At 38.1% G+C, this 22,908-nt stretch carries 25 protein-coding genes; 13 read left to right on the forward strand and 12 right to left on the reverse strand.

The window, feature by feature from the left end; genetic code table 11:
* Positions 1-10 precede the first annotated feature (10 nt).
* On the forward strand, positions 11-187 hold the full coding sequence (locus tag BLW74_RS22420; protein ID WP_167358409.1) for a hypothetical protein: 177 nt from the start codon (positions 11-13) through the stop codon (positions 185-187).
* Positions 188-258: 71 nt separating this feature from the next.
* Here the strand turns inward: BLW74_RS22420 and BLW74_RS10790 are convergent, their stop codons facing one another.
* Together BLW74_RS10790 and BLW74_RS10795 are read right to left on the reverse strand one after the other, a co-directional pair.
* Positions 259-1,023 (reverse strand): SDR family NAD(P)-dependent oxidoreductase, encoded by a 765-nt coding sequence (locus BLW74_RS10790; protein WP_089692406.1) that lies wholly within the window; start codon positions 1,021-1,023, stop codon positions 259-261.
* A gap of 89 nt (positions 1,024-1,112) precedes the next feature.
* Positions 1,113-2,051, reverse strand: coding sequence for a helix-turn-helix domain-containing protein (locus tag BLW74_RS10795; protein ID WP_089692407.1), 939 nt, complete (start codon positions 2,049-2,051; stop codon positions 1,113-1,115).
* A 192-nt stretch (positions 2,052-2,243) separates the two neighbouring features.
* Here BLW74_RS10795 and BLW74_RS10800 point away from each other — a divergent pair, with 192 nt between their 5' ends.
* Genes BLW74_RS10800 through BLW74_RS22425 form a run of 3 tightly spaced genes read left to right on the forward strand, consistent with a single transcriptional unit; the run spans position 2,244 to position 2,868 of the window.
* On the forward strand, positions 2,244-2,435 hold the full coding sequence (locus BLW74_RS10800; protein WP_089692408.1) for a hypothetical protein: 192 nt from the start codon (positions 2,244-2,246) through the stop codon (positions 2,433-2,435).
* A 41-nt stretch (positions 2,436-2,476) separates the two neighbouring features.
* A complete protein-coding gene (locus tag BLW74_RS22230) occupies positions 2,477-2,668 on the forward strand; it encodes a bacteriocin (protein WP_139265726.1) in 192 nt (63 codons plus the stop codon).
* A gap of 41 nt (positions 2,669-2,709) precedes the next feature.
* Positions 2,710-2,868: a hypothetical protein gene (locus BLW74_RS22425; protein ID WP_167358410.1), complete on the forward strand. Its 159-nt coding sequence runs from the start codon at positions 2,710-2,712 to the stop codon at positions 2,866-2,868.
* A gap of 388 nt (positions 2,869-3,256) precedes the next feature.
* Here BLW74_RS22425 and ychF read toward each other — a convergent pair whose 3' ends face one another.
* The 6 genes from ychF to BLW74_RS10830 all read right to left on the reverse strand — a co-directional run bounded on the left by ychF (position 3,257) and on the right by BLW74_RS10830 (position 9,568).
* Positions 3,257-4,348 carry a redox-regulated ATPase YchF gene (gene ychF, locus BLW74_RS10805; RefSeq protein ID WP_089692409.1) on the reverse strand — a complete coding sequence of 364 codons (1,092 nt, stop codon included), beginning with the start codon at positions 4,346-4,348 and terminating at the stop codon, positions 3,257-3,259.
* A gap of 177 nt (positions 4,349-4,525) precedes the next feature.
* The gene (locus BLW74_RS10810) at positions 4,526-5,077 is read right to left on the reverse strand and encodes a ferritin (protein WP_089692410.1); all 552 of its coding nucleotides are present in this window, start codon (positions 5,075-5,077) and stop codon (positions 4,526-4,528) included.
* Between the two features lie 233 nt (positions 5,078-5,310).
* Positions 5,311-6,927 (reverse strand): glycoside hydrolase family 10-like protein, encoded by a 1,617-nt coding sequence (locus tag BLW74_RS10815; protein WP_089692411.1) that lies wholly within the window; start codon positions 6,925-6,927, stop codon positions 5,311-5,313.
* Between the two features lie 129 nt (positions 6,928-7,056).
* On the reverse strand, positions 7,057-8,862 hold the full coding sequence (gene typA, locus BLW74_RS10820) for a translational GTPase TypA (protein ID WP_089692412.1): 1,806 nt from the start codon (positions 8,860-8,862) through the stop codon (positions 7,057-7,059).
* A gap of 136 nt (positions 8,863-8,998) precedes the next feature.
* The gene (locus BLW74_RS10825) at positions 8,999-9,205 is read right to left on the reverse strand and encodes a bacteriocin-like protein (RefSeq protein WP_089692413.1); all 207 of its coding nucleotides are present in this window, start codon (positions 9,203-9,205) and stop codon (positions 8,999-9,001) included.
* Between the two features lie 108 nt (positions 9,206-9,313).
* The gene (locus BLW74_RS10830) at positions 9,314-9,568 is read right to left on the reverse strand and encodes a DUF1294 domain-containing protein (RefSeq protein ID WP_089692414.1); all 255 of its coding nucleotides are present in this window, start codon (positions 9,566-9,568) and stop codon (positions 9,314-9,316) included.
* A 194-nt stretch (positions 9,569-9,762) separates the two neighbouring features.
* On the opposite strand from BLW74_RS10830, the gene BLW74_RS10835 reads away from it, so the two are divergent.
* Positions 9,763-10,119: a hypothetical protein gene (locus BLW74_RS10835; RefSeq protein ID WP_089692415.1), complete on the forward strand. Its 357-nt coding sequence runs from the start codon at positions 9,763-9,765 to the stop codon at positions 10,117-10,119.
* A gap of 85 nt (positions 10,120-10,204) precedes the next feature.
* Here BLW74_RS10835 and BLW74_RS10840 read toward each other — a convergent pair whose 3' ends face one another.
* A complete protein-coding gene (locus BLW74_RS10840) occupies positions 10,205-10,882 on the reverse strand; it encodes a YceI family protein (protein ID WP_089692416.1) in 678 nt (225 codons plus the stop codon).
* A 507-nt stretch (positions 10,883-11,389) separates the two neighbouring features.
* Here BLW74_RS10840 and BLW74_RS22430 point away from each other — a divergent pair.
* The 3 genes from BLW74_RS22430 (at position 11,390) to BLW74_RS10850 (ending at position 14,555) form a co-directional block, all read left to right on the forward strand.
* Positions 11,390-11,554 carry a bacteriocin-like protein gene (locus tag BLW74_RS22430; protein WP_167358411.1) on the forward strand — a complete coding sequence of 55 codons (165 nt, stop codon included), beginning with the start codon at positions 11,390-11,392 and terminating at the stop codon, positions 11,552-11,554.
* A gap of 202 nt (positions 11,555-11,756) precedes the next feature.
* Positions 11,757-13,880 (forward strand): Tex family protein, encoded by a 2,124-nt coding sequence (locus tag BLW74_RS10845; protein WP_089692417.1) that lies wholly within the window; start codon positions 11,757-11,759, stop codon positions 13,878-13,880.
* Between the two features lie 33 nt (positions 13,881-13,913).
* On the forward strand, positions 13,914-14,555 hold the full coding sequence (locus tag BLW74_RS10850; RefSeq protein ID WP_089692418.1) for an HAD family hydrolase: 642 nt from the start codon (positions 13,914-13,916) through the stop codon (positions 14,553-14,555).
* A gap of 115 nt (positions 14,556-14,670) precedes the next feature.
* Here the strand turns inward: BLW74_RS10850 and BLW74_RS10855 are convergent, their stop codons facing one another.
* From BLW74_RS10855 to BLW74_RS10865, 3 genes are all read right to left on the reverse strand, one after another.
* Positions 14,671-16,242: a M28 family peptidase gene (locus BLW74_RS10855; RefSeq protein WP_089692419.1), complete on the reverse strand. Its 1,572-nt coding sequence runs from the start codon at positions 16,240-16,242 to the stop codon at positions 14,671-14,673.
* A gap of 223 nt (positions 16,243-16,465) precedes the next feature.
* A complete protein-coding gene (locus tag BLW74_RS10860) occupies positions 16,466-16,642 on the reverse strand; it encodes a histone H1 (RefSeq protein WP_047377485.1) in 177 nt (58 codons plus the stop codon).
* A gap of 255 nt (positions 16,643-16,897) precedes the next feature.
* The gene (locus BLW74_RS10865; RefSeq protein ID WP_089692420.1) at positions 16,898-18,310 is read right to left on the reverse strand and encodes an aminotransferase-like domain-containing protein; all 1,413 of its coding nucleotides are present in this window, start codon (positions 18,308-18,310) and stop codon (positions 16,898-16,900) included.
* A gap of 118 nt (positions 18,311-18,428) precedes the next feature.
* On the opposite strand from BLW74_RS10865, the gene BLW74_RS10870 reads away from it, so the two are divergent.
* From BLW74_RS10870 to BLW74_RS10890, 5 genes are all read left to right on the forward strand, one after another.
* The gene (locus BLW74_RS10870; RefSeq protein WP_089692421.1) at positions 18,429-18,944 is read left to right on the forward strand and encodes a hypothetical protein; all 516 of its coding nucleotides are present in this window, start codon (positions 18,429-18,431) and stop codon (positions 18,942-18,944) included.
* Positions 18,945-19,118: 174 nt separating this feature from the next.
* Complete coding sequence (locus BLW74_RS10875) at positions 19,119-20,033, forward strand: helix-turn-helix domain-containing protein (protein ID WP_089692422.1); 915 nt, start codon at positions 19,119-19,121, stop codon at positions 20,031-20,033.
* A gap of 88 nt (positions 20,034-20,121) precedes the next feature.
* Positions 20,122-21,327, forward strand: a complete 1,206-nt coding sequence (locus BLW74_RS10880; protein ID WP_089692620.1) for an MFS transporter — start codon at positions 20,122-20,124, stop codon at positions 21,325-21,327.
* Positions 21,328-21,541: 214 nt separating this feature from the next.
* A complete protein-coding gene (locus tag BLW74_RS10885; RefSeq protein ID WP_089692423.1) occupies positions 21,542-22,018 on the forward strand; it encodes a MarR family winged helix-turn-helix transcriptional regulator in 477 nt (158 codons plus the stop codon).
* Positions 22,015-22,857 (forward strand): universal stress protein, encoded by an 843-nt coding sequence (locus tag BLW74_RS10890; protein ID WP_089692424.1) that lies wholly within the window; start codon positions 22,015-22,017, stop codon positions 22,855-22,857. The genes BLW74_RS10885 and BLW74_RS10890 overlap by 4 nt, the downstream gene beginning before the upstream one ends.
* Positions 22,858-22,908: the final 51 nt, after the last annotated feature.

Below are 22,908 nucleotides of genomic sequence, written 5' to 3' on the forward strand. Positions count from 1 at the left end.
ATATAAAACCATGAAAAAATCAATTTTATCACAAGGAAAAAAACTAACGAGAACAGAATTACACAGAGTCAACGGAGGTTTGGGCACTATAAGATGTACCAACTCTTCAGGCTACTGTGTATATATCGGACCGGGATGCAGCGAAGAGAAGTGCCAGTTACCGGAACCTCTTGAAGCTGTAGACTAAAAGGCAATACATCGGCCGGTTCATTTTGAACCGGCCGATGTATTGAATGACACTATCTTATGTAAATGATCTTATAAAAACATTCCTCCGGAAACTTCAATTCTCTGGCCGTTGATCCATCTTGCATCTTCAGTACAAAGGAAAGCTACTACTCCGCCAATATCATCAGGAAGTCCGGCTCTGCCTAAAGCTGTATTGGCCGAAATCATTGAGTTTACCTGTGCATCATCTCTTGTCCTTCCACCTCCGAAATCGGTTTCAATAGCACCCGGAGCTACAACGTTAGATTTGATTTTTCTTGCTCCCAGTTCTTTTGCCTGATATTTTGTCAGCATATCAACAGCGGCTTTCATAGAACCATATACTGAAGATCCCGGTACGGCAAATCTCGCCAGTCCTGAAGATACGTTAATAATTCCGCCACCATCATTGATGAACGGCACCAATTTTTGAGTCAGGAAAAATACTCCTTTGAAATGAATATCAACCATGTCATCCAATTGCTCTTCTGTAACATCAGGAATCGGGGCATATAAAGCTGTACCTGCATTATTCACCAGATAATCAATATTTCTGCTTCCGGTTTTTCCTTCGAGATAATCCCCCAGCGTTTTAACAAAAGTTTCAAAACTTTTTGTTTCTTTGGTGTCTAATTGATAAGCTGCGGCTTTTCTGCCCATTGACTGGATTTCTTCTACTACTTTATCAGCTTCTTCTTTATTGCTCTTATAGGTAATCACCACATCTAATCCTTTTTGAGCGATTTTAAGTGCTGCGTTTTTCCCTAATCCACGGCTTCCGCCTGTTACTAATGCAATTTTTGTTTTTGTGTTCATTGTATTTTGATTATTTTGATGGTACAAAGTTGGGATATTTTCAGAATGAGCTATTTGCTCGAATCAATCTGAAATTTGCAAAATTCAAATCAGGAGCGAAATTCTAAAGGCGTAAAGGAGGTTTTTCTTTTGAAGAAATTAGAGAAATGAGCAATTTCTTCAAAACCCAGTGCATAAGAAATCTCAGAAACATTCCATTTGGTCTGTCTTAAGAGAATCTTAGCTTCCTGAATAATCCGGTCAGAAATAAATTCAGTGGTTGTTTTTCCTGTACTTTCCTTTAACTTTTTATTCAGGTAATTAACGTGAACCGCCAATCTGTCGGCATAATCTTTAGCGGTTTTCAGCTGTAATCTTTGATCTGAAGATTCTATGGGAAACTGTCTTTCAAGGAGTTCTATAAATAAAGATACGACTCTTAAGGAAGCATCATTTGAAGCTGAGAGTGTGGCAGCAGGCTGCAGTTTCTGGCCGTAATGAATAAGTTCCAGCACATAATTCCTGATCAGGTCATATTTGAAAATATAATCGGAAACGATTTCCTTTTTTATTTTGGTGAAGAGCATTTCTATTTCGTCTGCCAGTTCATCCTCAATTTCAAACACAGGAATATTGCCCGGCTGAAAAATAGGCAGATCTTCCAATGAAAACCGGGATTGAGCCTTGATAAAAAAGTCTTCTGTAAAGACGCAGAAACTTCCTGACTGATCAGGATCTTCCGGTACCCAGTGATAAGGAACTTTCGGGGTGGCAAATAATAAAGCATTTTTTTTGACGGATATAATTTTGTCCGCATATTCGGCTCTGTTTTTCCCTCTTATAAGGCTTATTTTGTAGTATTTTCTCCTGTTATAAGGCATTTCGGAAGTAGTTCTTATTCGTTCAATAGTCTGTCTGATATCAAAAACATTAAAATGTCCGATATCTTTATGAAGACCTTTGGGAAAAATACTTTCAAGATCTTTGCCTAATTTGGCAGCCATTTCTTTATAGAAATCCTCCAGTGAAGTATGTGCTACTTTTTCCATCGCAGATAATTTGTAAAATTCAAATATACGAAGTTATAGAAAAGACTGCTTTGAATTGATTGCAGAAAAGAATGAGGAATGCACAAATCAAAGGATTACATTAAAATAATTCTTTATTTTCTCTAAACACCGTGAAATATTTCATTTATTTTTACTATTTTAGTCACAACTAACCATTTAAAAATCAAGTCAATGAAAAATCAAATCAATCAAATCGGAAAAAAACTAAACAAAAAAGAATTAAGAACGATTAAAGGAGGTCTTATTAACTGTATGGAACCAGTTCTATGCCCTGCTCCACCGTGTGAACCTTCCTCTGATCCTTATGGATGTACTATCATCTCTCCCAAATGTGCTCAAAAAGAATGCAGACCTCAATTGTAGCAACTGGTCATTTCTTCAACAAAAAAATATAAAAATATATTATGAAAAAACCGGATCTTAACAAAGGTAAAAGACTTAATAAAAAGGAATTAAAGTCTATTCAAGGTGGAATGCTTGACTGTATGGAACCCATTCCCTGTACGGAGTTTCCTTGCGAAACTTATCCGCCGGGAGACGTGAGAAACTGTACTACGATATCGATCGGTTGTGCGCAAAAAGTCTGCCGTCCGTAACCTGAGAATTTTATAAAAAAAATCACTAAATACCAAATATTATGAAAAATCAAGATTTAAACCACGGAAAAAAACTAAACAAAAAACAGCTGAGAGTTATTACCGGAGGAAAGGAAATGTGCCTGCTTCCGGATCTGACCTGTAAGAAATATTCTCTGGCCTGTGCAGAAAAGCAGTGCCAGCCAGGTATTGAATTGTAGCATTAAACCACCAAAACTGTAACGAATGATAAACCATCATTTAAGCAATGGGAAAAAACTCAATAAAAAGGAGTTGAAAACCATTAAAGGAGGAGTAATGATATGCACCACGCACGGACTTGGTGGTAAGGTATGTGCACAAATTCATCCATCTTGTTACGAACCTCAATGCCGTCCTGGATTTACCCAAATCTGTATGCCAAACGGATCAACATGTTCTACCATTTCTTTCAATTGTGCAGAACCACCTTGCTGGCCTAATTTAGAACCACCAATTCAATAATATAAACTGCTTCTCTCAAGGAAGCAGTTTTATTTTTATATTCTGCAAAAAGCGCTTCCAAATACATGGAAGCGCCTTTTTTTATAACTAACTTTAATACTTTTCTTATACGTTGAATCTGAAGTGCATGATGTCGCCATCCTGTACAATATATTCTTTACCTTCTACGGAAAGTTTTCCTGCTTCTTTTACTTTCACTTCTGAACCATAACTGATATAATCATTATATTTGATTACTTCTGCACGGATAAATCCTTTTTCAAAGTCTGTGTGAATAACTCCAGCGGCTTGCGGTGCTGTCCATCCCTGTCCGATAGTCCATGCTCTTACTTCTTTTACTCCAGCAGTAAAATACGTCTGAAGTTTTAAAAGGTCATACGCTTTTCTGATCAAACGGTTAACTCCGGGTTCAGTAAGACCCAACTCATCAAGGAAAATTTCTCTTTCTTCAAAAGTTTCAAGTTCATTGATGTCTGCTTCTATTTGTGCCGCCAATACCACTACTTCGGCTCCTTCGTTCTTAGCCATCTCTTCAATCTTCCCAATCCACTCGTTTCCGTTTTTGATTGAATTTTCGTCTACGTTACAAACATAAAGTACCGGTTTATTCGTCAATAACTGAACTTCTCCAATGATTGATTTTGTAAAATCATCTACAGCAAATTCTCTTGCATTTTTACCATCCTCAAGGAATTTCTGCAAATTCTGAAGGGTTTCATAAGTAAGGATATCTTCTTTCTTCCCTGATTTGATGAATTTTTTAGCTTTTTCCACTGCTTTTCCTACGGTTTCAAGGTCTTTCAGCTGAAGCTCGATATCAATAATTTCTTTGTCTCTTAACGGATCTACAGAACCTTCTACGTGAACGATGTTTCCATTGTCAAAACATCTTAAAACATGAATGATAGCCTCACACTCACGGATATTGGCCAGGAACTGGTTCCCCAATCCTTCTCCTTTGCTGGCTCCCTTTACAAGACCTGCAATATCAACAATCTCAACTACCGCTGGTAAAACTCTCTCAGGCTTCACGATTTTCTCCAGTTCAAACAATCTCTGATCCGGCACAGAAACCGTTCCCAGGTTCGGTTCAATAGTACAGAAAGGATAGTTGGCTGATTGAGCTTTTGCGTTGCTCAGACAGTTAAAAAGTGTTGATTTACCTACATTCGGCAGGCCTACGATTCCACATTTCATATTGTAAAATTCAAAGTTTAAGGTTTAGGGTAACTCAAGGTTTCTACAACTTTAAACATTGAACTCCAAACCTTGAATTACGAGTGTGCAAAGATAGTGATTTTTAATAGAGTTTCATAATAAAAAAATCTGTCAGTATTCCGACAGATTTTCAAAAGGCTTGGTTCCTCTTTATGTTTATGGATTATCCCCTGTGGCATTCTGAGCCAGCGGAACATCATTCGGAGCTTCCTGTAAAGTTTTATCTAAAGTAAATAGAGATTCGTCAGTTGCTCTGTCTCCTCCTGCTATTTTCAGTTTATCTATTAAATTCTGAGCTAATGTTTCTTCTTCAATCTGCTCCTGTACAAACCATTGCATGAAGTTCCATGTTGCCCAGTCTTTTTCTTCCATAGAAAGATCTACAATTCTGTAGATAGCAGTGGTATTATCAACCTCATGTTTGAAAACGCCGTCAAAACAGGCGGTAAGATTTTCCGGGTCCGCCGGAGGAGCGGGAATAGCGTCTACTTTTGGCTTCCCTCCTCTGTTCAGAATATATTCCATGAATTTGATTGAATGATTTCTTTCTTCCTGTGCATGGCGGTAAAGGAAATTCGCAATTCCCTGATATCCTTTATCATCAGCCCAAATTCCATACGATAAGAAAACGTGTGATGCGTGAATTTCTTTGTTCATCTGGTCACTGAGTGCCTTTTCCATGTTGTCGGAAAGTCTTTTAGTATTCATAATGTTATATTTTGGTGATTATATAAAATGAATCATGCAAAAACAGTTCCGATAAGGTTATTGTTTTACATAAAATTTCAAAAAGCACTTTAAAACACTACTGAATTACAGTTATTTAGATTGATAATTTATAGTTATTCTAAAATAAAGCCAGCTCTATCGGAGAGCTGGCTTTGAACTATCATTGAGATGGTTTCACCTAAAAGTTGGCAATGAATAACATTTCCTCTTGCCTATTTAATTTTTCTTGCCGTATAATCGCTTTCATTTCCCAATCTGTCGATGGCTTTGATGGCGACAGCATTCAGTTTTTTACCGTCTTTAAATTTAGGAATGTCCTTTGAAAGGGTATCCAATGTTAAAATTTCTGTCTGCCATACTCCGTTGTATTGGGTGAAAAGAGCCCAAAGAAAAACATCAGCAGAATTTTTCGTACTCCAGCTGGTCTGTGCAAAGCTTCCGTTATCGGCGATGAACAGTGTGGGCGTCTGCAATGGCGCAGCTTTTATCCATGGCGATCTCGGCACCAGCGCTTTTTCATTATATGGTCCGTTTTTCAGAGCTGGGAGCATGTTGGCATTTTTGGTAAGCCCGGCAATGCTCCAGTGAATTTCTCCGGCATCATTCTTCAGAATATTTCTGGAAATAGCAATCTGGTTTTTAATTTCTGTTGGACGGTCTGATACTTTAATCTCAACGGTATTTAATCCGGGCCATAAGTGACGGTTCATTGTATTTTCAAACTGCCACCAGCTTAACAGGGCTTCAAAGCTCTGTCCTTTAGAATCTATGGGCCAGTAAAGTTGTGGTGAAAAATAATCTACCCAGCCTTTGTTTAGCCATAATTTGGCATCTGCGTACAATTCATCATACTGAGAAGAACCTACAATGCCTGCGGGATATCCTGGCTTCCATATTCCGAAAGGGCTGATCCCGAATCTTACATTATTTTTTTCGGCGTGAATTTCTTTGTAAATACGTTCTACAAATTTATTCACATTATCTCTTCTCCAGTCTGCTCTGGACAAGGTACCTCCGCTGCTTACGTAAGCATTCCAGGATGCATTATCCGGAAAATCTGCTCCTTTATTGTAGGTAGCATAAGGATAGAAGTAATCATCAAAATGTACAGCATCAATATCATATCTTTTCACAATATCTTTCACAACATTGGATACATGTCCCTGTGTTTTTGGATTAGCCGGATCAAACCAGTACATTCCATTTTTTAATCGTACAACAATATCAGAAAGCTTGTTAGCCATTGACAACTTATTCACAGCACCACCATTGGTATGATGGGCACGGTAAGGATTTAACCAAACGTGGAGTTCCAATCCTCTTTTATGAGCTTCTTCAATCCAAAACTGAAGCGGATCATAGTTGGGGTAAGGCGCTGTTCCCGTTTCTCCGGTAAGGAAGTACGACCACGGTTCAATATTACTTGTATAGAGAGCATCTGCAGAAGGTCTGATCTGGAAGATAGCAGCATTAAAATTATTGTCTTTAAGCATATCAAGCATACTGATTGCTTCTGCCTTCTGTTGTTCCACTGTAAGATCATTTCTGGAAGGCCAGTTGATATTCGCTACACTTGCAATCCATGCGCCACGGAATTCTCTTTTGATTTCGGGGAGATTTGTTCGGAAATTTTCTTCTGGGGAAGCTGGGGAACCTGTTGAGGGCTTTACAGCTACCGGGTTTACTTTAGGAGGATTTGTATTGTTGGCAGGTTTTGCAGGATTTTTTGCGGAAGGTGTTTTTACAACATTGTTCTGTACGGAACATGAGGTTGTGTAAGATGCAAAAAAGCCCAGTAAAACGATAAGTTTTAATTTATTCATTCTCATAGTCACAAAACTACATTAAAATTTATTTTTAATTTTTAGAGATTATTATGCCAAAATAAGCATTTTAATGGTGGGTATAGAAAAAAAGCCTCGAAAATCGAGGCTTTGATTTTATGTATAAGATTTTTATTATGCTTTTGCAGATCTTTCTACTCTTTTTCTTTCTTCTTCAGAAAGGATTTTCTTTCTCATTCTGATGAAGTTCGGAGTTACCTCAATGGCTTCATCACCCTGGATGTATTCCATACATTCTTCAAGCGAGAATAAGATTTTCGGAGCAACCCCTGTATCTTTATCTTTTCCTGAAGCTCTCATGTTATTCAGCTGTTTTGCTTCCACGATATTGACTACCAGATCTCCAGGTTTGTTTTGTTCACCAATGATCATTCCTGTATAGATTTCCTCACCCGGATCAACGAAAAACTTACCTCTATCCTGTAATTTAGCAATAGAATATTCTGTAGCAGGACCTGTAGTTTTGCTGATCAACACTCCATTGTTTCTTCCAGGAATATTTCCTTTGAAAGGCTTATATTCTGTGAAACGATGTGCCATGATAGCTTCACCTGCAGTAGCTGTAAGCATTTGAGAACGAAGCCCGATCAAACCTCTTGAAGGAATTTCGAACTCCATATGCTGCATTTCACCTTTAGTTTCCATGATGTGAAGGTCACCTTTTCTCTGTGTAGCCAAGTCGATAACTCTTGACGCAAATTCTTCAGGAACGTCTACTACCAAAGATTCATAAGGCTCACATTTTTCACCGTCTATTTCTCTGAAGATAACCTGCGGCTGACCGATGGTCATTTCATATCCTTCTCTTCTCATTGTTTCGATCAAAACCGATAAGTGAAGAATACCTCTACCAAATACAAGGAAGGTATTGGCATCGTCAGTCTGCTGAACTCTTAATGCCAGGTTTTTCTCTAATTCTTTAGTTAATCTTTCTTTCAGGTGGTTGGAAGTAACATACTTACCATCTTTACCAAAGAAAGGTGAATTGTTGATAGAGAACGTCATGTTCAGTGTAGGCTCGTCAATTGCTGTTCTTTCCAACGGTTCAGGATTTTCAAGATCAACGAAAGAATCACCAATCTGGAACGCATCAAAACCTACTACAGCACAGATATCTCCTGCCTGTACTTCAGTTACTTTTTTCTTTCCTAATCCTTCGAAAACGTAAAGTTCTTTTACTTTTCCTTTTACAATTTTACCTTCTGCCTGGGCAAGACCGATCCATTGAGATTCTTTGATTTCCCCTCTTGTTACTTTCCCGATTGCAATTCTTCCTAAGAAAGAAGAGAAGTCAAGGGATGTAATCTGCATCTGAAGGTTTCCTTCCGTTACTTTCGGCTCAGGAACATACTGTAAGATACCGTCCAATAGCGGTAAAATATCTTCAGTCTGCTCTAATGAAGTGTTGAACCATCCCTGTTTAGAAGATCCGTAGAATGTAGGGAAATCCAATTGCTCTTCAGTAGCTTCAAGGTTGAAGAACAGGTCGAATACTTTATCATGAACTTCGTCCGGACGGCAGTTTGGTTTATCTACTTTGTTGATCACCACTAGGGGTCTCAATCCTAATTCCAACGCTTTCTGTAGTACGAATCTTGTTTGCGGCATTGGTCCTTCGAACGCATCCACCAACAAAATAACCCCATCAGCCATTTTTAATACTCTTTCTACTTCTCCACCAAAATCGGCGTGACCAGGAGTATCAATTACGTTAATTTTTGTGTCTTTATAAGTAACAGAAATATTCTTGGATAAGATAGTGATCCCTCTTTCTCTTTCAAGATCGTTATTATCCATAATTAACTCCCCACTCTCCTGATTTTCTCTGAAAATGTTGGTAGCGTGAATGATCTTGTCAACCAAAGTCGTCTTTCCGTGGTCAACGTGTGCGATAATCGCAATATTTCTAATGTTTTGCATAAAAGATTTTTACGGGTGCAAAAGTAGTGATTTTTAATGAAAAAATATTTAGTTATACAAATATTTAATATTTTGTTTAAGATACTTGTCGACAAGACAATAAAAAAGAGTGTTCAAAAAACACTCTTTATGTTATCTATACACAGGCTTGTATTTCGCATGGATCTACTGCAGGCGGTTCTCCACAGATAATATCAAATTCTGCACAATTGCTGGAGAATCCTGTTGCCCATCCCCATCTTACAGCGCACGTGTCGGCATCTTTACACCTTACCATTCCTTTTACAATTCCTCCCTGTACTGATTTCATCTCAATTCTGGAAATTTTTCTAAGATTTTTCATGTAATTTATTTATTTGTTATTAGCATGATAAAAATATAAAAAAAACATACACAAAAAGTAAATTGTGAAAAGATTTAACGTTTTATAAATAATTTTAACCATTCAAAATCAACGCCTTAACACTCTGTAAAACAGAAAAAGATCTATCAGCACAACCAGTATAAACTTCATGACGAAGGATTTTTTGGAAACTTTATGATTGAAAAAAATCATTCCGGCAGCGGCTCCTATAATTCCACCCAGCAGAGAAATTCCTAAAAGGATATTTTCTGAAATCCGCCACCGGTGTTTTTTCGCCTGCCATTTATCAAAGCCAAAGACAGCTATTGTAAACACATTCATTATCAACAGAAAAGAAATCATTCTTCATTTAATTTGCACAAAAATAAAACTTAATTAATAAGAATATGGCTAAATGCTGCATATATTTCAACCTTTATCAATGGAGCTGAGAAGTCAAGCCAGTGTCAAAGTAAGCCATTCTGAGTTTTAAGCGTAAAAACTTAATTTCAGTATGATCTGAATGTTTTAAATTTGCTTTCCATAAAAATAAATGAATGACAGTAAACGATCTTGTGGGCACTTACACTGTTGAAGGAAGTAACCAGGAGGAGTCTTCCTTACCCACTTATCATGGTTTATTAACTTTATCCCTTGATGAGAACAACCGTATTATTGCCCAATGGCTGATTGGCGATCACCAGCAGAACGGCACAGGGTTTTATAAAGATCACATTTTAGTGATTAATTTCAACTACGAAGGTGATGATCATACCCTCTACAAGGGAGTTGCGGTGTACCGCTGTCTGGGTGCTGATATTCTGGACGGATTCTGGTCTGAGAAACACGGAAATCCTCTGTATCTTGGGAGTGAATATTGTGTGAAAATTCAAAATTCAAAGATTTTGAACTGATCTTGCTCAGCAATGGAATAATCTTACCAATAAAAAGAGCTGCCTTCATGAAGGCAGCTCTGTTAGTTATTATCTTATAAATAACTTATTTCTTAGCTTTTACGTCGATAGCGATTTCGATATCTTTGCTGATCATCCATTCTGCAGGATCTGCTTCTGAAGTACCGAATTTAAGCCCCCAATCTGCTCTGTTTACTGTAAATTTAGCCTGAATAGCCGCTGAATTTTCTGCAACATCTACTTTCGCAGGGAAGGTAACATTCATTGTTTTTCCTGATAAAGTAAGGTTTCCGCTTACTGTTTTATTAGCTCCTGCTACAGCATCTTTTGGAGCTTCTTTCAAGTCTGTTACACTTGTAATTTTGAAATCTGAAGTAGGGTTTTTCGCTACATCAAAGAAATCAGCACTCTTCAGATGCGTTTCAAGTTCTGCAGGTTTTTTATCTTTTTCTGTTACTGAAGCCGGGTCTACCTTGATAGAGCTCATATCAATCACAAAGTTTCCAGCTGAAACCTGACCTCCATCCACACTAAGATCTCCGGATTTTACGGTAAGTGTTCCCCAACGTGGAGCCATACCTCCTTTGTGGAAAGCTTTCCAGTTTACTACTGAACCTGCTGTATCTACCATAAGTGTTTCCCCTTTGCTTTCCGCTACAGCCTGCTCCTGAGCAGTAGCTGCAGTTTCTGCAGTTTTTCCTTTATCACATGATGCCAAAAGCAATCCTACTCCTACTAATGCAATTACGCTAATTTTTTTCATATTGAACTGTTTTAAAAAGTTTATTGAAATTTTGTTGTTTCGGGTACAAAAATAGAAAAACCTACTTTGTATGATCTTATCATATATCAAGAAATGTGGTATTTTTGCATTACATGTAATTAAAAGTACATTTTACAGTGTATTTTATCGACCTAAACTTAATAGAGATTTATTATCTTCGTCATCAGTCACAGCTGGTATTCAATCTCAATTCTTATCGCTTCAGTTGTGAATTGCTTTCAAAATTTATTATCTTCGTGATTAGTCACAGCAGTATGATTTTTTGCCTGTTTTAGTATCTTGTTGTGAAAACATTCAAGGCGGGGCAACTCGCCTTTTCCGTTCTAATTGAACAGTTTCTAAAATCAGCAAATAATTTGAAAAATTGTCAAGAGAAAAGAATCTGTTTACAATCAATAGAAGGATAATCACCTAAATATTTTTTATGTTAAATCTACAGATTGAAAATAATTTATACATTTGACACTTACAAATTAAAATTATACCATGAAAAATTTCAAAAAAATTTCCAGAGATCAGTTAAAAAAAGTAAATGGCGGCGGTAACAGAGATGGTATTTGCCAGCCTCAGTATATGTTAATCTGCGATGCTACCGGAATCTGTGGCACAGAACCTGATACAGCTTGTAACTGCTATTGCGTTCCTATTTAATAAAAAACAATCCCTCAAGCTGAGGGATTTTTTATGCCTAAGATTCTGTTTGAAAATGCTTGCAAAAATCGTTATCTTAATGATTAGTTACAGAGGCAGTGCGCTGCTGTATAAGAAATTTAATTGTTGTAAAAACATTCACGGTCGGGTAACCCACCTTTTTCGTTTTAAAATCCTATTTTAGCGATCCGAAAACAGAACAATGACGACCGTAGAATTTATACAGAAGCAGCTTTCTATTTCTGAAAAGAGCATCAACAATACCTTACAATTATTAGCAGAAGACTGTACCATCCCTTTTATTTCCCGCTACCGAAAAGATAAAACCGGAAATCTGGACGAAACACAGATTGAACAGATCTCAAAGATCAGCAGGCAGTTTGAGGAAATCGTGAAAAGAAAGGAATCCATCTTAAAATCCATAGAAGAACAAGGTTCTCTGACGCCTGAACTTCAACAAAGAATAGAAGAAAGCTTCGATATTCAGGAGCTGGAAGATCTCTATCTGCCTTTCAAAAAACGCAAGAAAACAAAAGCTGATGCGGCAAAAGAAAAAGGGCTGGAACCTTTAGCCAAAATCATCATGAGCCAGAAAAGTAATGATCTTCATTTTTTGGCCTCAAAATACCTCAGCAATGAAGTGAGTTCCGTAGAAGATGCGCTGCAGGGAGCGCGGGATATCATGGCAGAATGGATCAACGAGAATATGTATGTCCGTAAGAACCTCAGAAGACTATTTCAGCGCAAAGCAATGATTACCTCCAAGGTGGTAAAAGCCAAAAAAGATGAAGAGGATGCGCAGAAATTCTCCCAATATTTTGAGTGGGAAGAAAGCCTTAGCAGAACACCTTCTCACAGGCTTCTGGCCATGTTACGAGCCGAAGCCGAAGGATTTGTAAAAACAAATGTAGGAATTGATAAGGATGAAGCTATCGAGTTCATAGAAAAGGCAATTATCAAATCTGATAATGAAAGTTCAGACCAAATTGCACTAGCCATCAAAGACAGTTATAAAAGGCTTCTTGAACCCGCTATTTCCAATGAAGCTCTGCAGGAAGCCAAAGAAAAAGCGGACAAAAAAGCTATTGAAATTTTCTCAGAAAACTTAAGCCAGCTTCTTCTTGCACCGCCTTTGGGAGAGAAGAGAATTCTGGCGATAGACCCGGGTTACCGAAGCGGCTGCAAAGTGGTATGTCTGGATGAAAAAGGAGATTTACTTCATAATGAAACCCTCTACCCTCACGCGCCACAAAATGAAAGCGGAATGGCCATGAAAAAAATCCGTTCTATGGTGAATGCCTATCATATTGAAGCCATTTCCATCGGAAACGGAACTGCAAGCCGCGAAACTGAATTTTTCATTAAAAAGATTGCTTTTGATAAGCCATTACAGGTGTTCGTAGTTTCCGAAGCGGGAGCCTCCGTTTATTCTGCAAGTAAAATCGCAAGGGAAGAGTTTCCAACCTATGATGTAACGGTTCGTGGAGCAGTGTCGATCGGAAGAAGACTTTCTGACCCGCTGGCGGAGCTTGTAAAAATTGATGCCAAATCTATTGGTGTAGGACAATATCAGCATGATGTAGACCAGACTCAGCTTAAAAATGAGCTGGATTCCACAGTAATGAAATGTGTAAACTCTGTTGGAATTAATCTCAACACAGCCAGTAAATCACTGCTAAGTTACGTTTCCGGGATCGGAGAAAAAATGGCTGAAAATATTGTCAGCTATCGTGCTGAAAACGGTGCTTTTGAAGACAGAAAACAGCTTAAAAAAGTTCCAAGACTTGGAGAAAAAGCTTTTCAGCAGGCAGCTGCTTTCGTAAGAATAGCCAATGCTAAAAATCCGCTGGATAATTCTGCAGTACATCCGGAAGCGTACGGAATTGTAGAGAAAATGGCAAAAGATCTAGGCATTAAAACTTACGAACTGATTGCCAATAAAGAAAAAATAGCTCTTGTAAAACCAGAAAGCTATATTACAGAAGAAATCGGGATTTTAGGAATTAAAGATATTTTAAAAGAACTTGAAAAGCCGGGACTTGATCCCAGAAAAGCTGCAAAAGTATTTGAGTTTGATCCTAATGTTAAAAGTATAAAAGATTTGAAGGCAGGCATGATTCTTCCCGGAATCGTCAATAATATTACGGCGTTCGGATGTTTTGTAGACCTTGGAATCAAGGAAAGCGGGCTGGTTCATATTTCTCAGCTGAAAGACGGATTTGTATCCGATGTAAACGAAGTGGTAAAACTTCACCAACATGTCCGCGTTAAAGTAACAGAAGTGGATGAAACCAGAAAAAGAGTGCAGCTGAGCATGATTTTATAATTTTTTTATTAAAGATTAAACACAAAAACAGTTATGTTGAACACCAGGAACTTAATTTTTGATCTGGATGGAACATTATGGGATTCCAGAGCAACAATCATTACAATATGGAATGAAGTATTAGGCAAAAACCAGCTGATTAAAAGAGAGCTTATCCCTGAAGATATGAATCAATACATGGGACTGCTTGCTCATGATATTATCAAAGATATTATTCCCGGTATCTCAGACAAGCAGGCTCTGGAGCTTTTATCTGAAATTGTGGCCAGGGAGAATGAAACCCTGCACATACAGGGAGGAATTTTATATGACGGAGTGGAAGTTACTTTAAAAAGCCTGACTAAAACCCACTCTCTATTTATTGTAAGCAACTGCCAGAACGGATATATTGAATCTTTTTTGGAGTATTATCAGTTCAATCAGCTGTTTGTTGATTTTGAATCTCACGGACGGACCAACAAAACAAAATCCGAAAACATTAAGCTTCTGATGGAAAGAAATCATTTAACCCCCGAAGATTCCGTGTATATTGGTGACACCCAGACAGATTATAACTCCGCACAGGCCAACGGTCTGCCTTTTGTTTTCTGTAAATATGGATTCGGGAAACTTTCTGATTCAGCTTATGAGCCTTCCATCCGTACGTTTCCGGAACTGATTGATGTCATAAAATAATACGAATGTCTTCGCTTATAAAACTGCTTAACAGGGTTAAGAAGACATTCAGTTAATGAAAAAGGTCATCTTAATGATGACCTTTTTCATTGTTATATTTTAATTACAGAAGACTTTATTTAAAATCCTTAGAGCTTCTTCTCGGTTCTTTTACTTCCGGCCATTTCACCGTTTCCCCTTTTTCATCCTGAGGCATTGCTCTTTTTTCCCTGTTGCTGAATTCAGGATCTTCAGAAGCCATATACGCTAATGCAGCCGTTAAAATCACATTATTTTTCACCTCATCAAAGACGATCTTGTCATAAGTATCTTTTGTGGTATGCCATGTATATCCAAAGTACCCCCAGTTAAGAGAACCTAAAGAAATTCCGGGAACTCCTGCTGCTACAAATGAAGCATGATCAGAACCTCCTCCGCCCGGCATTCCAGGGAAATCGGTCTTAATATGACTTCTTACTGCTTTCGGAACCCCGTCCAGCCATCTTCCCACATAATCATAAGCTTTTACGAATCCCTGACCGCTGATATTGACAACACGTCCGGTGCCGTTATCCTGATTAAAGGCAGCCTGTACTCCTTTAATAATCTGCGGATTATCTGCCACAAAACCTCTCGATCCGTTTAATCCCTGCTCCTCACTTCCCCATAGCCCGATGACGATAGTTCTCTTGTTATTGGGATAATACTTTTTCAGAATTCTCATGGTTTCCAGCATGGTAATCGTTCCGGTGCCGTTATCTGTAGCTCCCTGAGCACCGTCCCATGAATCCAGGTGGGCAGAAAGAATCACGTATTCATCAGGTTTTTCCTTTCCTTTAATCATACCGATCGTATTAAAGCTTTTCGCTTCAGGAAGTATTTTTGACTGCGCATCAATTTTAATTTTAGGCTGAATTCCTTTCTCTGCCATTCTGTACAGCATTCCGTAATCTTCTACCTCAATATCAATCATCGGAATTTTAGTTGTTTTGGCGCCAAAAATCCTGTTGGCTCCCATGATTCCGGTCCAGTTTGAAATGGCAATTCCGGCCGCCCCAGCTTTCTCCAAAGCTTCCGGAAGACTGTTATTATCGTATCCAATGTTCTTTATATAAGCGGCAAAATCTTTCGCAGCCTGTTCTTTTTCTGCTTTAAGTTTTTCATACAGTTCCGGTGTCGCAAATTCTTTGATCTGCTCATCAGAACGTCCGATTTTCTGGTATTGTGCCATCAGCACTATTTTTCCTTTTGCTGAAGGAAGCCACTGGTCAAACTCTGCTTTGGAAGCAGCTTTCGGAAGAATGATCACTTCTGCCTCGACTGCTTTTTTAGTAGCCGGGCTCCATGCAAGCTGCGTTGCAGAAAGAGATTTTACACGAGGATACGTCATATCTACATGCGTAATCCCTCTTTGCCAGCCTTTCCATGTTCCGAATTGCTGGAGATTTGCATCCACGCCCCATGAACGAAGTTTATTGGCACTCCACTCATTAGCTGCCAGCATTTCAGGAGTTCCCACCAAACGGGGTCCGATCCCGTCAAGAAGTTCCGAAGCCAGGTTTTCCAGCTGGGAATTATTATTTACTTCATCTACAAAACTTTTTACGATAGGGTGAATCCTTTCCTTTGGGTCAACCTTTACCTGAGCCCATGAAAACTGAGCAGCAAGCACTACTGCAGGCACTGCAAAAAATCTATTTATCCTCATACTATTTATTGATTGCTTTAAAGATAAAGGAAATTAGGGAAATGATGAAAAGATTAATCTCAAAAAGCATCTTTTCAGATATCTTTTTAAGATTTTAAATAATAGTAAAAGAAATAGTACTAAAGAAGACGTTAGCCTTGAATACGATCTGACCATATACAGCCTTACCCTATTCAAATATACGTATAAAAAAGCCGGCTTCAAAAGCCGGCTGAAGGTTGAATTATTTCTTAGCTTCTTCTACAGAAACTTTTCTGAAGTCTTTGAACAATTTGCTTAGTTCTAAAGCTGCTTTACGAGCTCTTGTACCAGCTGCCTTGTTACCTTTTTCTGCTTGTTGGTTTGCCTCAGTTGTGAACGCTTCAAATTCTGCGTTGATTTTTTCAATTAGTTCTTTCATTTATTTAAAAATTTAGGCTGCAAATATAGGTTTTATGGTGATTCCAGCCTAATTGTGTTGAAAAAAAATAGTGGATTTAATCAATTTTTTTGAGTCTTTCTTAAATTCAATTTAAATTTTAAAATAAAATCAATTTATTGTAGAAAATCAGCCATTTAATCTGATCGTATAGAGAGCATACACCTCTGCTATAATAAATCGTTTATAATCAACAATTTCTCAATCATTTTTTGTGACTGCATTGCCCCCACTGTCTTACAACTGTAGTTCTTTTGCCTTCTTTCCGGCATTTTCTAATAACATAATGCTTTCAGAGGTAATACGTTCTGAAAAAACAATCCGGAAATGATACCGGTATCTTCCGGTAAAGGAAAAGGTGTCTCCCGGCGTAAACAAAATCTGATGATTTTCACAATATTCGTAGAATTTCTCCATATCTGTCCGCTCCGGAAGCTGCCCCCAAATGCTGTAACCACCTTGCGGTCTGTGAAAATAAGAGCCCTCAGGAAAAGAATTTCTTACAACGTCCAATACCATCATTGCCTGCTGATTAAGCTTCTGCCTAAAGGTGCGAAGATGTCTTTCATAGCCATTTCCGTGAAGCAGCTTCAGAACAAGCTCCTGATAAATGGGAGAAACCGAACGCCCTAAAGTGAATCTGGCTCTTTCTGATTTAGCATAAAATTTTCCTGCATACAGCCAGCCCAACCGGATTCCGGGAGCCAAAGTCTTTGAAAATGATGAATAAGACATTACAATTCCTTTCTGATCAAAGCTTTGTATACTACGCGGTCTTTGTTCCTCAAAATAAAGGTCGGAATAGATGTCATTCTCAATAATACAGAATTGACCGGTTTCTGCAATGTCCAGAATCTCTTTTTTCGTTTCACTATTCATCATTATTCCTGTAGGATTATGGAAATTAGGGGTGATGATGAGTGCCTTAATATCATTTTCCCTGCAGGCTGTCTTTAAATATTCCGTATCAAAACCGCTTCTGTAATGTACCGGAACCTCAATTACTTTCAACTCAAGATGAACCAGTACTTCCAGCACAGAAAATACACACGGACTGTCTATGGCAACTGTGTCTCCGGCTTGAGTTACCGATTGCAAAGCTATTGTAAGGGCCTGAAGGGCACCATCTGTAATAATGATTTCTTCCGGATTCATTATACTGCCGTACATCCCCATTTGTTTTGCAATATGCTTCCTTACTGCTTCCAGACCGTTAGAAGGATAATATCTCAGCAATGATGCCCCCTTTTCCCGGATTACCTCCTGCATTGTTCTGAGAATTAACTTTTGAGGAACCAGGAGATCTCCCGGTACTGCTGTATTGAACGAGCTGGATTCGGAGGTTCTCTTCGATGTAAGCATCATATTTTTCCTAAATACCTGATCCCTGGCTACCATAGGGAATTGCGTGCTCATCTCCGGAATATTTGCTTCCTGAACAGCTGCCACAAAGTAACCGGATCTGGGAATGCTTTTTACCAATCCTCTAATCATAAGATATTCAAATCCGCTCTGTACTGAGCTTGTGCTCAACTGGTACTTTTCTTTAATCTCCCGTACAGAAGGAAGCCTGTCTTTCTCCTGAAGAACCCCGCTCCTGATCTGTTTCTCTATTATTGCTGTAAAAACTTCGTATTTAAATGGCTTCATGTCATCAATCAACTGTACCGGGCAAATTTACAAAAACATCCTTCTGTACCGATTATATTTCAGCAAACTGTATCCCTGATGAATGGATTAATCTTATAATTTTGAATAAAAAAATCCTATGGATATCATTTCAAAATTTACAGTAGGTTCCGAAGAGGGAATTTCTGATCTTATAGCCATTATTGACTCTTCTGTCTATACTTTACACAAAGACTTCGTAAGCGATGAAGAAATAAAAAAATACATTCAAGACGAGATAGATCCGAGAAAGATGATGAATGATCTGAATGATCTTTCCAACCAGCTTATTATGACGTATGCGGATCAGAAGCCTATTGGATACAGCATGATCAAAAGCGGTTCTCTGCATCCCGGAAATCCTGACGGGAAAAAAGCGACCGAGATCAGCTTTGTAATCCTGTCAGAGTTTGACTCTCCCGAAACGAGACAGTCACTCTGGAAAAAATGCAGATCAGCGGTCAGTTTTACGGATGTAGTCTGGATCAATATGTTAGATAATGATCCGCTTTCGGAGTTTTTAAAAGAGATTGGCTTTATCTCTGTTTCCGGCTCAAAGACGGGGCCTTTTCAGCTGCCATCTCATATTTTGGAACTGGAAATTAATAAAGATTAATTCTCACATTTCCACCCGCAAATTTAAATGATCCGCACAGGAAGCTTATAAGGGGACTCCTTATGCCAGATTGATATATTGAGGGAAGCTATTGATCCCATTTCGATTATCTTATTTAAATAGACAATGGGTAATCAATAGTTTCCCTATCTTTGATTTTTATAATTTTTACTTATGAGCGATCAGCTGGAAACAATAGAAGATTATTACAGACGTATCCGTAAGAACCAGATCAAAATGTTTGATTCTGAAGATTTTGAAACGGGAAAATCTCATTTCAATATTTCCATGCGGAGATACTGCAGCTTCAAAAGTCCTTATAACCGCCGTGATTATTATAAAATAAGCTTTATCATTGGAAAAGGAACGATTCATTATGGTTCACATCAGCTATTTATTGATGGTCCGGCTTTATTTTTTCCTTCTCCGAGTATTCCCTATTCATGGGAGTGCGAAAGTGATGTACAGGAAGGCTATTTCTGCCTGTTCAACCAGGAGTTTTTTCATGGAAATTCAGAATTTAGCCTGTTTAAAAAAACTTCAATGTTCAAGGAATGGAGCCAACCGGTTGTTTTTCTGAATGAAGAGCAGACCCAGCTTGCCACTCTGTATTTTGATCAGATTTACAGAATGAATAATTCGGCGTATCCTTTCCGGTGCAGCAGTATCAAAAGCAATCTGGCATCTGTAATGCATCTGGCGCTGGAAAACCGCGTAGAAGACATTAATCCCAATGAACTACCTGCCAATGTAAGACTTTATAAACTTTTCGATGAATTGCTCAACAAGCAGTTTCCGCTGGACTCCCCTGCCTATCCGCTGGCATTAAAAACTCCTTCCGATTTTGCGGAGCATCTGAATGTTCATGTGAATCATTTGAACTCTTCTGTAAAATCCGTCACAAACCTTACTACAACACAGATTATTAAGGAAAAAATGTTCGAAGAATCTAAAAATCTTCTGAAATATACCAATTGGGATATTGCCCAGATTGGTTACACTTTGGGGTTTGATCAGCCTGCTCATTTCAATAACTTTTTTAAAAAGCATGCCCAGACTTCACCATTAAAATTTAAGAACTTATCCTAATATTTGATTTTTGTAATTTTTACTTTGTCTTTTAAAATTTAGTTTTGTATTTCTTGGCTTATTTTTGTAGAGTAAAAAATGAATGAATATGTTGAGAGAAGCATCTGAGAAAAGAATCAGATTAATTACCATTATGGCTTTCGTGTCTATCCCGCTTTCCGGGTTTGTTACGGACATTTATTTACCATCGTTCCCTTCTATGGCCAAAGAAATGATGGTTTCGGAAAAAGATATCCAGATCACACTGACTTCCTATCTGCTGAGTTACGGAATTTCCCAATTGTTTGTAGGAGGAATTCTGGACAGTATAGGGCGCTACCGTCCTAAATTGATAGCCCTATTCCTACTGATTCTTACCAGTATTCTGATTACAATGACCAACAGTATTTTGCTGATCTGTCTGCTCCGTATTCTTCAGGGCGCTGCAGTTTCGGTCCTGGTAGTGGCCACACGTGCTATTTTCGTAGATATTTACGATTCTGAGCGGGTGAAGCATTATTTGAGTTATTTTACCATTGTATGGTCTTGCGGCCCTATTCTTGCGCCATTCCTTGGCGGTTATCTTGAAAAAATGTTTAACTGGCATGCTAATTTTTATTTTCTGGCAGGGTATGCAGGATTTCTGTTTTTATTTGAATGGTTCTTCAGTGAAGAAAGTCTGCCTCAGAAAAAGAAACTGGATCTTTCGGAGAATATCAGCCTATATAAAATGATGCTGAAGAACAGAATTTTTATGCTGGGAATTTTCATTTTGGGATTGAGCTACTCTATTGTCATGTTATTCAATATTACCGGTCCTTTCATTATTGAAAACACCTTTCATTTTACTCCCGTAGTTATTGGATATTGTACCTTAATTTTAGGGTTTTCCTGGATGATTGGAGGATTTATCGGTAAACGAAGGCTGACGCTGGATTTTAAACCCAGAATATTACAGCCTATCCTGCTTCAGCTTATTTTGATTGCAGGGCTGATTACCACCAGCTATTTTGCAGAGAGCCTTTTTATTATGATTCCATTTGCCTTTTTCATCCATATCTGTTCCGGAATTTTATTTACGTCCTTCTTTACGACCAGTATGCTTTACTTTCCTAAAAATGCAGGAACAGCCGGCGGGTTAATGGGCGGGTTAGTATATGTAATTACTTCCGTTACAAGCTTCATTATTTCAGTAAGCGGAACAGTAACGGATCAAACGGGGCTTTCCTGGCGCTATCTGATTATAGCATGTTTCCTTTTAGGGATCATCCTGATCATGCATCAGGCCGTAAAAAAAGAAAAAGCAGGGAATTAATCTCTGCTTTTTTATTTCTACGATATTCGTCAATTGATGCTGCAGCATGTAAGCCGGGATTACTGCTGAATTCTGTCACCCTGCTGCAAAGCTGTCAGCCCCATACTTAGTTTTCTTTCTTTATTACTTCCGATAGAATATTTTACCATTAATTAGTTTTAATTAAAACTAATTTTTCGTATATTTGATAGAATAAGTTCAATCAGTATAAAATATGCCTGCAAAACAGAACACTATATCAGAACTGGCTTTGGAGTTTGGTCTCGCGATGGGTGAAATGAAAAGCCGACTCCGGCAGAAAATCCAGAACAGTATCAATGAATATGATCCGGATCTTTCTTTTGAACTCATCGAAATTATGGGATTACTTTCAAGAAATGACGGCATTAACCAGCAGGAAATAGGAACTAAGGTAAGCAAAGATAAATCAAGTATCACCTATCTTATCAACAGTCTGGTAAAGAGAGATCTGGTAGAAAGGATAGCCTATCAAAATGACAGGAGAAACAAGCAGATCTTTTTGACTTCAAAAGGTAAACAGATTGTAGAAACCGTTTACCCGTGGGCATTGGATCTTTATAAAAAAGCAGCTGGCGATATTGATGAGGAAGAGATCAGTAAAGCGCTGCTGCTGGTAAAAAAAATGACAGCAAACCTGGAAGAACCGGGATTAAAAAATGATACAATATGAGAACAATCCTTGTACCTGTTGATTTTACATCAACTACTGAAAATGCAGTAAAAATTGCGGCAGACTGGGCAAAAACCTATGAATATCAAAATATTATCTTACTAAAGACCGCGGGGGAATCTGAGTTTGATTATCTGCATATCGCAGAAGGACATTCATTTGTGAATGAAGAAAGTGTTAACAATCTGCTGCAGAGAACAGAGCTGTTATTTGATCAGTTAATTGAAATTGTAAAGGAAAAGGCTCCTGAAATAAAGGTTTCTAAGGTATTAAGCGACTGGGCTCTTACGAGAAGTATCAATGAGCTGTTAAAGAACCAGCCGTCTGTAGAGCTGATTATTCTGGGTAGTGATGATCAGACTTCTTCTACAGAGAGTTTTGTCTCTGAAAATATTATAAGCATTGCGAGAACAAGTCCGGTGAAGACTCTAATTGTTCCCAACAGTTACCGCTACACTCCTATCAGAAATATCTTTATTCCCTGTGACATCAATGGGATTAAAAGGCTGGAAAGACTGTTCCATCATAAATCCGTCATTCATAAACAGGATGTACGCCTGATGTTTTTAAATATCAATAAAAGCGAAAAAGAAAATGAAGATAAAAAAAGAGAACTGGAAGAATATATCCGTGAACATCTGACGGAAATTCCAAGCAGCATCCACTATTCCTATGATGAAAATGTGATTAAAGGGATTCTGAATTTTGCTGCTTCCAACGAAGCTGATCTTATTATTGCCCTACCAGGCAGACACAGTTTCCTGTATTATCTTGCCAGCAGAAGTATTTCCGAAGGAATTTATCAAAATACGCATCAGCCTGTTTTAATTTTAAAATAGAACTGTTCTGTATCTAAACCATTGAGCATATCTTTAAGTAATAAAAAGAAG

This window comes from Chryseobacterium culicis (genome assembly GCF_900108365.1).
Lineage (GTDB): Bacteria > Bacteroidota > Bacteroidia > Flavobacteriales > Weeksellaceae > Chryseobacterium > Chryseobacterium culicis.